Genomic DNA, 14,020 nt, shown 5'->3' on the forward strand with positions numbered 1-14,020 from the left:
ATTTTACAATGTTGCAAACCTTATCAATAAAACAGTTTGCCATCATTGATGAATTAGAAATTCAATTTGGTGATGGCTTAACTGTACTTAGTGGTGAAACTGGTGCTGGAAAATCAATTATTATTGATGCTATAGGCCAGTTAATTGGTATGAGAGCTTCATCTGACTATGTACGTCACGGTGAGAAAAAAGCGGTTATAGAAGGTATCTTTGATATTGATAATAGTCAAGAAGCTATAGCTGTGTTGCATGATTTAGCTATAGATACAACGGAAGATTTTTTACTAGTTAAACGAGAAATTTTCAGCTCTGGCAAAAGTATGTGTAGAATCAATAATCAAATTGTTACGTTACAAGACTTACGTAGAGTAATGCAAGAATTGCTAGATATACACGGACAACATGAAACGCAAACTTTACTTAAACAAAAATACCATCTACAGTTATTAGATCATTATGCAGAGGATCAGTATAAATCATTAATTGATGATTATACACAGACCTTTAAAGCTTACAAAGCTAAAAAGAAAGAGTTGCATGATTTGGAAAGTGCAGATCAAGCATTATTACAACGTTTAGATTTATTGAAATTTCAAAATGATGAACTGTTAGAAGCGAACCTTGTTGAAGGTGAAACAGAGCAATTAGAGATGGATATTAAACGTATTCAAAATTCTGAAAATCTAAACTTAGCATTGAATAATGCTCATATGACTTTAACTGATGAACATGCTATCACAGATAGATTATATGAATTTAGCCACCAATTACAGACTATTAATGATATATTACCGAACAAATATGACAGTCTAAAAGAAAATGTGGACCAAATTTACTACACATTAGAAGATGCTAAACACCAAATTTATGATGAATTGTCAAATACTGAATTTGATGAACAATATTTGAACGAGTTAGAGTCACGTATGAACTTACTAAATAATTTAAAAAGAAAATATGGTAAAGATATTAGTGAACTAATACGTTATCAAACAACAATAGAAAACGAAATTAATAAAATAGAAAATTATGAAGAGAGTACTTCACAGTTAAGAGAAGAAATTCAATCCTTATATCAACAAGTATTATCTAAAGGTAAGGCGCTATCACAAGAACGTAGAGCTGTAGCACAAACATTACGTGATCATATTGTAGCGGAAATTCAAAATTTACAAATGAAAGATGCTAATTTGGAAATTTCTTTTAAACCATTAGATGAACCGAACATAGAAGGTATAGAATTTGTCGAATTTTTAATAAGCCCTAACAAAGGTGAACCGTTAAAAAGCTTAAATAAAATTGCTTCCGGTGGTGAATTATCCCGAATCATGTTAGCTTTAAAAAGTATATTTGTTAAATCACGTGGCCAAACTGCAATTTTATTTGATGAAGTCGATTCAGGTGTTTCCGGACAGGCTGCACAAAAAATGGCAGAAAAAATGAGAGAAATTGCACAACATATACAAGTCATTTGCATTTCCCATTTACCACAAGTTGCAACAATGAGTGATCATCATTTACTTATAAGTAAAGTCGCACATAAAGATAGAACAACATCAAAAGTCACTGAACTAACAGATGATAAACGTATTGATGAAGTAGCTCGTATGATATCTGGGGCTAATGTAACTGAAATCACGAGACAAAATGCAAAAGAAATGATTGAACAAAATCGTTAAATACTAACCAGCACTATGCCAATGAGAGTATTATTAATACACTTGAAAGGTGTTGAATGTAATGCAATATCAACATTTAGTACAAAACACTTCGTCTTTAGAAGGTAATGTCGCAATCATTTTTCCCAATAACGAGAAAATTATGTCAGTCGCAATTGAAGCTCTAAAATCAACGAACGTAAATATTTACCTGTATGATACTACAGATTTAACTGAGTTATTGCGTTCTTTTGATATTGATACCCAATATTTATTACGTATATCTACGCAAATTTTAGATAATGAAATTGACTTGTTTCAGACTGTTGCCAGCGATTTAATTAACGGTAAAATCAAAGTATTGATGAAAGGGAATATTGATTCAACAAAATTGATATCATTCCTCAACCAATATCCATCATTAGTACTTAACAATAAGATATTAAGCCATGTAGCTTGTTTTAATATACCAAAGTACCATAAGATGTTATTATTAAGCGATGTGGCCATTAATAACAATCCTACAGTGTCTGATAAAATAAAAATTATTGATAACCTTTTAACATTCACTCAAAACTTAGGATATAGCAAAATAAAAGTAGCTATGTTATCTGCAGTAGATGGTGTGGACTCACAAGTCACTTCTTCTGTTGATGCACAAGAAGTAACACAACACTTTTCAACAAGTGTAAGACCATATTTATTAATAGATGGACCACTCGCTTTTGATAATGCTATAAGTATGGAAAGCGTAATAAGAAAATCAATAAAATCCCCAGTAGCAGGTGATGCTGATGTATTGATTGTGCCTAATATAGATGTAGGAAATGCACTATATAAGTCATTTTCATATTTCGGGGACGCTTCTGTCGTTAGTTTAGTACTAGGTACTAATTTTCCAATCGTTGCCACTTCAAAAGCTGATAGCAAAAGCAATATGTTAGATTCATTATATTTTAGTTTAAGACTCAAAAAGCAATAACAAAATTAATTTAATTGCTATCATTTTTATAAATTAATAAAATAAGTTAAACTGTAAACATAATAAAACGAAAATGTTTACATAACTAATATAAAAAACAAAAGTAGAAATTACACAAAGACATACATTTTGTATACTGCAAAATCACTATGTACTCATTCAAAGTGACATATGTTGATTTTAGCGGTAACTTGATTGTTTACACATTCCTTGTATTTTACGATAAAAAAGAAATGTCACGTCAATAAATGTTAGTTAGGAGCACAAATAATGTCAAAAGAACAATATGATTTAGTAATTTTAGGTGGAGGAACTGCAGGTTATGTTGCTGCAATAAGAGCAACTCAATTAGGTAAAAAAGTTGCTATAGTAGAAAATTCCTTATTAGGGGGAACATGCTTACATAAAGGTTGTATTCCAACTAAAGCCTTACTCAAATCAGCAGAAGTGATGCGCACAATTAATCATGCATCCGATTTTGGTGTAGATGTTGATTCATTTAAGCTTAATTATGAAAAAATACAAGAGAGAAAACAAGAAATCGTATCACAAATGCATAATGGTGTTTCACAATTAATGAAATACAATGAAATTGCCGTATTTAACGGAAATGGTCGTATATTAGGACCATCTCTATTTTCACCACAAAGTGGTACTATTTCCGTTGAATATGAAGATGGGGAATCGGAATTAATACCAAACTCAAATGTATTAATCGCTACTGGTTCTGAGCCTCTGTCATTACCATTTTTACCTTTTGATCATCAAGTTGTTCTTTCGAGTGACGATATACTTAACTTACAAAATCTTCCTCAAAATTTAGCAATTATTGGTGCAGGTGTTATAGGTTTAGAATTTGCATCGATGATGACAGATTTTGGTGTAGACGTAACTGTTATTGAAGCAGGTGAGCGAATCGCACCGACAGAAAGTAAGACTGTCGCAAAAACACTAAAACAAGATTTAGAAACACGAGGCGTAACTTTTCATGAAAAAGTGCAGCTCAGTGCAGAAGATATTTCACAACAAGATGATATAATTGAAATTAAAATTGCAGAATCTGAACAACGTTTTGATAAAGTATTAGTTGCTATTGGTCGCAAACCTCGAACTGAAGATATTGGATTAAACAATACAAAAATTCAAACAACAGATAAAGGTCATATTATTACAAATGACTATCAACAAACAGCCGACCAACATATTTATGCTGCAGGTGATTGTGTCGGTAAATTACAACTAGCACATGTTGGTTCTAAAGAAGGGATGGTTGCTGTTGAACATATGTTTGACCAAACGCCTTTACCAATAAATTATCAAATTATGCCTAGATGTATATATACACAACCAGAAGTTGCTTCGTTAGGTTTGAATGTCGAAGAAGCCAAAGCAGAAGGTTACAAAGCTAAAGCAGTAAAAGTGCCATTTAAAGCAATTGGCAAAGCTGTTATCGAAGATACTAAAAACCAAAGTGGCTTTTGTGAAATCGTGATTGATCAAGACCATGATACTGTATTAGGTATTAATATGATAGGACCGCATGTAACTGAATTAATCAATGAAGCATCATTGTTACAATTTATGAATGGCTCAACATTAGAACTTGGTTTAACAACACATGCTCACCCGTCATTGTCAGAAGTATTAATGGAGTTAGGCTTAAAGGTTGAAAATCGATCAATTCACGTTTAATAAGGAGGAAGAAATTTCATGTTTGATTATAAAGATGTAGGTCTTTCAACAGAAGACTTAAAATTAATGTATAAATGGATGGACTTAGGTCGTAAATTAGATGAACGTATGTGGTTACTTAATCGTGCCGGTAAAATACCTTTTGTCATAAGTTGTCAAGGTCAAGAAGCAGCACAAATAGGTATGGGCTTAGCGATGAAAGATGGTGATATTTCTGCACCTTATTATAGAGATTTAGCACTTGTTACTTACTTAGGAATGTCACCACTTGATACAATGCTTTCTGCATTTGGTAAACGTGACGATATTAATTCAGGTGGTAAGCAAATGCCAGCACACTTCAGCAATAAAAAAATTGGCATATTATCACAAAGTTCGCCCGTAGGTACACAGGTCTTACAAGGTGTGGGAGCTGCATTATCATTAAAAATGGATAAACAAGCTAATATTGCATTAGCAACTTTAGGTGAAGGTACTTCTAACCAAGGAGACTTTCATGAAGGACTTAATTTTGCAGGCGTTCACAAACTTCCATTTATTTGTGTTATTGAAAATAACAAATATGCTATTTCTGTGCCAGAGTCATTACAATACGGTGCGGAAAAATTATCTGATAGAGCTATCGGATACGGTATTCACGGTGAGCGTGTTGATGGTAATGATCCAATTGCAATGTATAAGGTGATGAAAGAAGCAAGAGAACGTGCGTTAAATGGTGGCGGCTCAACACTCATCGAAGCAATGTGTACACGTATGACAGCACATTCTTCTGATGATGATGACAGTGGCTATCGCTCTAAAGAAGAGTTAGATAGTTTGAAAACAGAAGATTGTAATGCATCATTTAGAGCATTTTTATTAAATGAAGGCATCATCGACGAACAATGGTTAGAAGATTTAGAGCAAGAACATAAATCGATTGTCAATCAAGCAACAAAAGAAGCAGAAAAAGCACCATATCCATCTCCAGAAGAAACTTATAGTTATGTCTATGAAGGAGGGAGCGTCAACAATGGCTAAATTAACTTACTTAGCAGCTATTCATCAAGCTATGGACCAAGCTATGGACAAAGATAACAATGTATTTATATTAGGTGAGGATGTTGGTTTAAAAGGTGGCGTTTTTGGTGCTACATTAGGTCTGCAACAAAAATATGGCAGCGAACGTGTCATCGATACACCGTTAGCAGAGTCTAACATTGTAGGAACTGGTGTAGGAACAGCAATGATGGGAAAACGCCCAATTGCAGAAATACAATTTGCTGAGTATATTTTACCAGCTACCAATCAAATTATGAGTGAGGCAGCTAAAGTTAGATATCGTTCTAACAATGATTGGAGTTGTCCTTTAACAATACGCGCGCCATTTGGTGGTGGTATTCACGGTGCCTTATATCATTCACAAAGTATCGAGAGTGTCTTCGCTTCTACACCTGGTTTAACAATTGTTATTCCTTCAAATCCTTATGATGCAAAAGGGTTGTTATTAGCATCAATTGAATCAAATGATCCCGTACTCTACTTTGAACATAAAAAAGCGTATCGTTTATTGAAAGAAGAAGTGCCTGAAGATTATTACACAGTGCCAATTGGTAAAGCTGATGTTAAACGACAAGGTAATGATATTACTGTTTTCACTTATGGTTTATGTGTAAATTATTGTATTCAAGCCGCTGACATGCTTGCCGAAGAAAATATAAGCGTTGAAGTTGTTGATTTACGTACAGTTTACCCACTAGATAAAGAAACAATTATCGCAAGAGCTAAAGAAACAGGAAAAATCTTACTCGTTACAGAAGACAATTTAGAAGGTAGTGTAATGTCAGAAGTAGCAGCTATAATCGCTGAAAATTGCTTGTTTGATTTAGATGCGCCAATTATGCGTCTTGCAGGACCAGATGTACCATCTATGCCATTTTCTCCACCGTTAGAAGATGAATTTATGATGAATCCTGACAAAATACAAATAAAAATGCGAGAACTAGCAGAATACTAAGGAGGCCGCACAATGGAAATTAAAATGCCTAAACTAGGTGAAAGTGTGCATGAAGGTACAATTGAACAATGGTTAGTATCGGTCGGTGACACTGTAGAAGAATATGACCCGTTATGTGAAGTTATAACAGATAAAGTTACTGCGGAAGTGCCATCGTCATATGCCGGAACTATTACAGAAATTACTGTGAATGAAGGTGAAGTTGTAGAAGTTGGAGCAGTGATCTGTCACTTGGCAGTAGAAAATGAAGCGTCTACGGAAGAAGCATCAACTACAGCTAATAATGAAGAGGTTACAACATCAACACCTACTGAAACTCCATCTGAAACAGAGTCAGTTCAACAAGATTCTACTAAACCGAATAATAATGGGCGCTTTTCACCTGTAGTATTTAAACTTGCATCTGAAAATGAAATTAACTTATCACAAGTTGTAGGGACTGGATTTGAAGGACGTGTCACGAAAAAAGATATTGAAAAGGCCATTAAGGAAGGTACAGCTAAAGAGGCTTCGCATTTTGTTAATGCGCCGACGCCAACTGTCGATGACCAAAGCAGCATAGCTACACAACAGGCTGGTTCCTCTATTCCAGTAAATGGTGTACGTAGACAAATCGCGCAAAACATGGTCAATAGCGTTAATGAAATTCCACATGCATGGATGATGATTGAAGCAGATGCTACTAATCTAGTAAATACGAGAAATTATCATAAAGAAAGTTTTAAAGCAAAAGAAGGTTACAATATTACATTCTTTGCATTCTTTGTAAAAGCTGTTGCAGAGGCATTAAAAGCATTTCCGTTGTTAAATAGTAGCTGGCAAAATGATGAAATTGTTATTCATAAAGATGTGAATATTTCTATTGCAGTTGCTGATGAAGATAAATTATATGTACCTGTAATTAAAAATGCTGATGAAAAATCAATCAAGGGTATTGCTCGCGAAGTAAATGATTTAGCCCAAAAAGCACGCTATAAAAAATTACGTAGCGAAGATATGAAAGGTGGTACATTCACCGTTAACAATACTGGAACATTTGGTTCAGTATCATCGATGGGCATTATTAATCATCCACAAGCAGCAATTCTACAAATTGAATCAATTATCAAAAAGCCTGTCGTAATTGATGATATGATTGCTATTCGAAATATGGTTAATTTATGTTTATCTATTGATCATCGTATTTTAGATGGCTTACAAGCTGGTAGATTTATGAATTATGTAAAATCACGTATCGAACAATATTCAATTGAAAACACAAGTATATTTTAAGCAAAACTAATTAAAAAATCTTTATTGGAGCGAGATTAAGAAACGATACAAATTGTTCTTATATCTCACTCCTATTTTTATGCATGTGAAACACGCGGGTTGAACAATTACCAAGAAATTAGTAAAATAATGATATTAATAAAGATATGGAAGGTGACCTGGTTATGGATTTAAATTTCGATTTATATATGAATGATGTCGTAGACCAAGCTAGAAACGAAATGGTCGAAGCGGGATATGAACAATTAACGTCTGCTGAAGAAGTAGATAAAGTATTACAACAAGATGGCACTACTTTAGTAATGGTAAACTCAGTCTGCGGATGTGCAGGTGGTATGGCTCGTCCAGCAGCCGCTCATTCTCTACACTATGATACGCTCCCGGATCGCCTAGTGACTGTTTTTGCTGGTCAAGATAAAGAAGCAACACAACAAGCACGTGATTACTTTGAAGGTTATGCACCTTCAAGTCCATCATTTGCATTAATTAAAGATGGACAAATTACTGAAATGATAGAACGTCATCAAATAGAAGGTCACGATGTGATGGATGTTATTACGCAATTACAATCTTTATTCGATAAATACTGCGAAGAAAGATAAAGAGGCCAAATATCATGCCACGTTTAAATCCATATAAAATAGGATTTAGGACGATAAAGACGGCCATTGGAATGGCACTAGGAATTATTATTGCACAACTGTTAGGGTTAGATAATTTTTCTTCTAGTGCCATTTTAGTTGTACTTTGCATAAAGCATACAAAAGTTCATTCTGTACAAGCAATAGCTTCACGTTTTGTATGTTGTACGCTAATATTAATATTTGGTTCAATTATTTTTAATTACTTCGGACAACACGCACTAATACTAGGTCTTATCGTACTGTTTTTTATACCGCTAACAGTAGTTTTAAAGGTTCAAGAAGGCATAGTAACCAGTTGCGTAATCTTGCTTCATGTCTTTAACGCACAAACTATTGATATAAATTTATTTTTCAATGAGATTTTATTATTAATTGTAGGTTTAGGTATAGCCTTTTTAATGAATATGATTATGCCAAGCTTAGATAAAAATTTAAAACAATATAAGCATGAAATTGAAGATTATTTTACAGAAGTTTTTAAAACATATAGCGAAGTATGTAGAGATCCAAGCCGTTCATTAGATTTATCGTTTTCTCAAATCCAATTTACCATCAAAAAAGCAAAATCACTTGCTTTTAGAGATGTTAAAAATCATTTTGGCAGAAATGAAAACTCATATTATCATTATTTTGATATGCGTGAGGAGCAGCTTGATTTGTTACGCAGAATTCAAAACATGTTACAAAATATAGAGTGTTCAGATTTATTATTAGACCAATTAAGTAACTTATTATTAGAAATAGCCGAAAATGTGAATAGTAATGATTATACATTACTGCGTTTACATTCATTATATGAAATTCGACTTGAATTAGACAAAATGCCTTTACCACAATCACAAAACGCATTACAAACAAGAGCTAGTCTTATGCAGTTGTTAAATGAATTGGAAGAATATTTACTAATCAAATCAGATTTCGGATCATTAAAAATGCATCATGAATCACACAGTGCATAAAAAGAACCTAAGTGAGTAACATTAATTCACTTAGGTTCTTTTTAATTACTATCCCATCATTGGAGCAAAACTTGATAAAATCAAAGCTAATACTACTGCAACGAGCATGACCACAATGATAACTCTTAATACTTTATTATTATTCACTTAAAATTCCTCCGTAAAACTTATAATATCTTATCCACAATACATAGTTTACTCTAATTGTTAATATAAGCATATTTTATAATATATTGCTGATGAATGGAAGTAATCAAATATGTTTCGTAAATGACTAATTTTGTTTACACTTAACAATAATGACTATAATACTAATACTATGCAGAAACACATATTTTAGGAGTGGAACTATGATCAATCAAGAACGTTTAATTAATAATTTTTTAGATTTAGTTAAGATTAATTCTGAATCGGGATATGAAGCATCGATTCAAGAATATTTAAAATCATACTTCCGACAATTACATGTGCAAGTCACAGAAGATAACGCCGGGTCATACGAATATCTCGGAGCCAATAATTTAATTTGTACATTAGCACCATATAATGCACATGACAATAGCGATAAAATTTACTTTACTAGTCATATGGATACCGTGGCACCAGGTAAAAACATCAAGCCAGTAATAAGTGAAGACGGATATATTTATTCTGATGGTACTACAGTTTTAGGCGCAGATGATAAAGCTGGCATAGCTGCAATCTTAGAATTAATACATACATTACAAGATTATGATATTGCACACGGACAAATACAGTTTATTATAACTGTAGGTGAAGAATCTGGGCTAGAAGGCGCTAAAGTATTAGATAGTACATTATTAGATGCAGAATACGGTTATGCAGTAGATGCCAGTGTTCCTGTCGGTACTACTGTTATAGGTGCCCCGACACAAATGAAATTAGTAGCAACAATACATGGTAAAAAGGCACATGCAAGTACACCAAATAAAGGAATAAGTGCTATTAACATAGCTGCAAAAGCCATTAGCAATATGCATTTAGGTCAAATTGACCATGAAACGACAGCAAATATTGGTCGTTTTGAAGGTGGCTCTGCAACAAATGTCGTTGCAGATAAAGTAACTTTACAAGCAGAAGCACGTTCCCATTCTCCACAAAAAGTAGAAGCTCAAATTAATCATATGAAAAAAATATTTGAAGCGACCGCTACGAATTACGGAAGCTCAGCAACAGTAGAGACATACCAAACCTACACAGGTTTTAAAATTGATGACCAAAGTAAAGTTACACAAGTAGCACAGTCCAGTGCAACACAATTAAATTTAGAACCACAAACAGTTATTGCTGGAGGTGGATCCGACGGTAATATTATTAATGGCTATGGTATTCCTACAGTGATTTTAGGTGTTGGTTATGAATTTATACACACAACTGAAGAACGTATGGAGATAAAATCGTTAACAGCATTAGCTCAGCAGTTACTTAAAATCACACAAATTGCTAATCAAGGTTAGAAACTCATTTAGTGATGTGATTACTGCTTTGTGATACAATAAACATGTAAACTTTAATAAGAGAGGTTAGTAATATGACACAACAAATTGGTGTAGTAGGTTTAGCAGTAATGGGTAAAAACCTTGCTTGGAATATTGAATCACGTGGTAATAGCGTTTCAGTATTCAATCGTTCATCTGAAAAAACAGATGAAATGGTAAAAGAATCCGAAGGTAAAAATATCCATCCAACATATTCAATTGAAGAGTTTGTTAATTCTTTAGAAAAACCCCGCAAGATTCTATTGATGGTCAAAGCTGGTCCAGCTACAGATGCAACAATAGATAGCTTATTACCGTTATTAGATAACGACGACATTCTTATTGATGGTGGTAATACAAACTATCAAGATACAATTAGACGTAATAAAGCTTTAGCTGAAAGCGGCGTTAACTTTATTGGTATGGGTGTATCAGGTGGTGAAGTAGGAGCATTAACAGGTCCTTCTTTAATGCCAGGTGGACAAAAAGAAGCATTTGATAAAGTAAGTGATATCCTTGAATCTATCTCAGCAAAAGCTAAAGATGGCGCACCATGTGTTGCTTATATTGGCCCTAATGGCGCTGGCCACTATGTAAAAATGGTACATAATGGTATCGAATACGCTGACATGCAATTAATTGCTGAAAGCTATGCAATGATGAAAGATTTATTAGGAATGTCTCATGAAGAAATTTCTAACACATTCAAAGACTGGAATGCAGGAGAACTTTCTAGTTACTTAATCGAAATCACTGGTGATATCTTCACAAAACTTGACGAAGGTTCTGATGAAGCACTTGTTGAAAAAATATTAGATACTGCTGGACAAAAAGGTACTGGTAAATGGACATCTATTAACGCATTAGAATTAGGTATTCCATTAACAATCATTACTGAATCAGTATTTGCAAGATTTATCTCTTCTATAAAAGAAGAACGTGTAAATGCGTCTAAACAATTAAATGGTCCTAGTGCAAACTTTACAGGTAATAAAGAGGAATTCCTTGAAAAAATTCGTAAAGCTTTATATATGAGTAAAATTTGTTCATATGCACAAGGTTTCACACAAATGAAAAAAGCTAGTGAAGACAACGACTGGAATTTAAAATTAGGCGATTTAGCTATGATTTGGAGAGAAGGTTGTATCATTCGCGCTCAATTCCTACAAAAAATTAAAGATGCGTATGATAATGATTCAAACTTACAAAATTTATTACTAGATCCATACTTTAAAGATATCGTAACAAATTATCAAGATGCACTACGTGATGTAGTTGCAACTGGTGTGCAAAATGGTGTACCAACACCTGGTTTCTCAGCAAGCATTAACTATTATGATAGTTACCGCTCTGAAGACTTACCAGCAAACTTAATCCAAGCACAACGTGACTATTTTGGTGCACACACTTATGAACGTAAAGACCGTGAAGGTGTTTACCATACACAATGGATTGAAGACTAATTATATTTAGCATAAGCACTCATTGAGAGTGCTTTGCTTTTCAACATATATGGAATCGATTACATTTCTTAAACTATTTTTATATAATTAATGTTTCAATCCATATCTATACATATTTTAATTAATCTATTTTAAAACGGAGGTCTAAAATGACGACTAAAAAATGGTGGAAAGAAGCAGTTGCCTATCAAGTTTATCCAAGAAGTTTTAATGACTCAAATAACGACGGTATAGGTGATTTAAATGGACTAATTGCTAAATTAGATTATTTAGTAGACTTAGGGATCGATATTATTTGGTTATCCCCAATGTACAAATCGCCAAATGATGATAATGGTTACGATATTAGTGATTACTTTGATATTATGGATGAATTTGGTACTATGGCTGAATTTGATGCTTTGTTAGAAGCTGTGCATAATAAAGGGATGAGGTTAATTCTAGATTTAGTTGTTAATCATACTTCCGATGAACATCCATGGTTTATCGAATCACGTTCCAGTAAAACTAATGCTAAAAGGGATTGGTATATTTGGCAAGATCCACAACCAGATGGTAGTGAGCCAAACAATTGGGAAAGTATTTTTAATGGTTCTACATGGGAATATGATCAAAAAACTGAGCAATATTATTTCCATTTATTCAGCAAAAAACAACCTGATTTGAATTGGGAAAATCCAGAAGTGCGACAAGCTGTCATTTCAATGATGAATTGGTGGTTTGATAAAGGAATTGATGGTTTTAGAGTAGATGCAATCACTCATATTAAAAAGTCATTCGACAAAGGCAATTTACCAACAACGAATCAGCAGAAATTTGCACCAGCTTTTGATGCTGCAATGAATCAACCAGGTATTCATACATGGTTACAAGAAGTCAAAGAGGGTAGCTTAGATCATTATGATATTATGACTGTTGGTGAAGCTAATGGTGTTAGCCCCGCTGATGCACACCTGTGGGTTGGTGAAAATGAAGGTAAATTCGATATGATTTTCCAATTTGAACATTTAGGATTATGGCAAACAGGGGAAAGTAGCTTTGATGTATTAGCATATAAAAATGTTTTAGCTACATGGCAAAAACGTCTAGAAAATAACGGTTGGAATGCCTTATTTATCGAAAATCATGATCAACCACGCCGAGTATCAACTTGGGGAGATGATCAACAATTTTGGTATGAATCTGCAACAAGCCATGCAATCGTCTATTTCCTACAACAAGGGACACCATTCATTTATCAAGGACAAGAAATAGGTATGACTAACTATCCTTTCGAGCATATTGAAACCTTTAATGATGTTGCAGTTATAAATGAATATAATATTGTTAAAGCTCAAGGTGGCGACACAGAAGCCTTGTTACACAAACATAAAATGGAAAACAGAGATAATGGTCGGACACCTATGCAGTGGAACACTGATAAACATGCTGGCTTTTCAACTGCTGAACCTTGGTTCCCAGTAAATCCAAACTATAAAGATATTAATGTGGCACAACAACTTGAAGATCCAGATTCAATTTTAAATTTCTATAAGGACTTAATTAAAGTTAAAAAGTCGGATGATGTGTTCACTTATGGTCAGTTTGACTTAGTTGATGAAAATAATAGTCAGGTTTTTGCTTATACTCGTAAATTAAATGACATAACTTACTTAATAGTTGGAAATTTAACTGATAAAAATGCGCAGTTATCGCTAGATAATAATAGTAATAAACCACAAACAATATTACATAATTATGATGGTGATATTGATTTACAAAATTTACGACCTTTTGAAGCAGCAGTAATTAAATTATAATGGTAACAGGGAGTGGGACAGAAATCTGATTTTGTAAAAATGATTTCGTCGTCCCA

Annotated in this window: 11 protein-coding genes; all 11 read left to right on the plus strand. The window is 33.5% G+C overall.

Going from position 1 to position 14,020, the window contains the following annotated elements:
• The first annotated feature begins 8 nt into the window (after positions 1-8).
• The 11 genes from recN to JVU85_RS01885 all read left to right on the plus strand — a co-directional run bounded on the left by recN (position 9) and on the right by JVU85_RS01885 (position 13,964).
• The gene (gene recN, locus JVU85_RS01835) at positions 9-1,679 is read left to right on the plus strand and encodes a DNA repair protein RecN (RefSeq protein WP_204171758.1); all 1,671 of its coding nucleotides are present in this window, start codon (positions 9-11) and stop codon (positions 1,677-1,679) included.
• A gap of 61 nt (positions 1,680-1,740) precedes the next feature.
• Complete coding sequence (locus JVU85_RS01840; protein WP_204171757.1) at positions 1,741-2,640, plus strand: phosphate acyltransferase; 900 nt, start codon at positions 1,741-1,743, stop codon at positions 2,638-2,640.
• Between the two features lie 270 nt (positions 2,641-2,910).
• Positions 2,911-4,332, plus strand: a complete 1,422-nt coding sequence (gene lpdA, locus JVU85_RS01845) for a dihydrolipoyl dehydrogenase (RefSeq protein ID WP_142019643.1) — start codon at positions 2,911-2,913, stop codon at positions 4,330-4,332.
• 18 nt (positions 4,333-4,350) lie between these two features.
• Positions 4,351-5,352 (plus strand): thiamine pyrophosphate-dependent dehydrogenase E1 component subunit alpha, encoded by a 1,002-nt coding sequence (locus JVU85_RS01850; RefSeq protein WP_112368754.1) that lies wholly within the window; start codon positions 4,351-4,353, stop codon positions 5,350-5,352.
• Entirely contained in the window at positions 5,345-6,328 is a 984-nt protein-coding gene (locus tag JVU85_RS01855; protein ID WP_204171756.1) for an alpha-ketoacid dehydrogenase subunit beta, read from the plus strand. Before JVU85_RS01850 ends, JVU85_RS01855 begins: the two co-directional genes overlap by 8 nt.
• Positions 6,329-6,340: 12 nt before the next feature.
• A complete protein-coding gene (locus tag JVU85_RS01860; RefSeq protein WP_107373492.1) occupies positions 6,341-7,600 on the plus strand; it encodes a dihydrolipoamide acetyltransferase family protein in 1,260 nt (419 codons plus the stop codon).
• Between the two features lie 164 nt (positions 7,601-7,764).
• Positions 7,765-8,202 carry a bacilliredoxin BrxB gene (brxB, locus tag JVU85_RS01865; RefSeq protein WP_002509727.1) on the plus strand — a complete coding sequence of 146 codons (438 nt, stop codon included), beginning with the start codon at positions 7,765-7,767 and terminating at the stop codon, positions 8,200-8,202.
• 14 nt (positions 8,203-8,216) lie between these two features.
• Positions 8,217-9,203, plus strand: a complete 987-nt coding sequence (locus JVU85_RS01870) for an aromatic acid exporter family protein (protein WP_002509726.1) — start codon at positions 8,217-8,219, stop codon at positions 9,201-9,203.
• Positions 9,204-9,553: 350 nt separating this feature from the next.
• Positions 9,554-10,681 carry a M20/M25/M40 family metallo-hydrolase gene (locus tag JVU85_RS01875; RefSeq protein ID WP_151508051.1) on the plus strand — a complete coding sequence of 376 codons (1,128 nt, stop codon included), beginning with the start codon at positions 9,554-9,556 and terminating at the stop codon, positions 10,679-10,681.
• A 74-nt stretch (positions 10,682-10,755) separates the two neighbouring features.
• A complete protein-coding gene (gene gndA, locus JVU85_RS01880) occupies positions 10,756-12,165 on the plus strand; it encodes an NADP-dependent phosphogluconate dehydrogenase (protein WP_002509724.1) in 1,410 nt (469 codons plus the stop codon).
• A 149-nt stretch (positions 12,166-12,314) separates the two neighbouring features.
• On the plus strand, positions 12,315-13,964 hold the full coding sequence (locus JVU85_RS01885) for a glycoside hydrolase family 13 protein (protein WP_103387875.1): 1,650 nt from the start codon (positions 12,315-12,317) through the stop codon (positions 13,962-13,964).
• The last annotated feature ends 56 nt before the right edge of the window (positions 13,965-14,020 follow it).

This window comes from Staphylococcus sp. GDY8P72P, assembly GCF_016890655.1.
GTDB lineage: Bacteria > Bacillota > Bacilli > Staphylococcales > Staphylococcaceae > Staphylococcus > Staphylococcus arlettae.

What these genes read in the sequence shown, in the direction of transcription:
- JVU85_RS01885 (WP_103387875.1), top strand. Translation starts at nt 12,315, where the DNA reads ATGACGACTAAAAAATGGTGGAAAGAAGCAGTTGCCTATCAAGTTTAT.
- brxB (WP_002509727.1), top strand. Translation starts at nt 7,765, where the DNA reads ATGGATTTAAATTTCGATTTATATATGAATGATGTCGTAGACCAAGCT.
- JVU85_RS01870 (WP_002509726.1), top strand. Translation starts at nt 8,217, where the DNA reads ATGCCACGTTTAAATCCATATAAAATAGGATTTAGGACGATAAAGACG.
- JVU85_RS01850 (WP_112368754.1), top strand. Translation starts at nt 4,351, where the DNA reads ATGTTTGATTATAAAGATGTAGGTCTTTCAACAGAAGACTTAAAATTA.
- JVU85_RS01855 (WP_204171756.1), top strand. Translation starts at nt 5,345, where the DNA reads ATGGCTAAATTAACTTACTTAGCAGCTATTCATCAAGCTATGGACCAA.
- lpdA (WP_142019643.1), top strand. Translation starts at nt 2,911, where the DNA reads ATGTCAAAAGAACAATATGATTTAGTAATTTTAGGTGGAGGAACTGCA.
- JVU85_RS01840 (WP_204171757.1), top strand. Translation starts at nt 1,741, where the DNA reads ATGCAATATCAACATTTAGTACAAAACACTTCGTCTTTAGAAGGTAAT.
- recN (WP_204171758.1), top strand. Translation starts at nt 9, where the DNA reads ATGTTGCAAACCTTATCAATAAAACAGTTTGCCATCATTGATGAATTA.
- JVU85_RS01860 (WP_107373492.1), top strand. Translation starts at nt 6,341, where the DNA reads ATGGAAATTAAAATGCCTAAACTAGGTGAAAGTGTGCATGAAGGTACA.
- gndA (WP_002509724.1), top strand. Translation starts at nt 10,756, where the DNA reads ATGACACAACAAATTGGTGTAGTAGGTTTAGCAGTAATGGGTAAAAAC.
- JVU85_RS01875 (WP_151508051.1), top strand. Translation starts at nt 9,554, where the DNA reads ATGATCAATCAAGAACGTTTAATTAATAATTTTTTAGATTTAGTTAAG.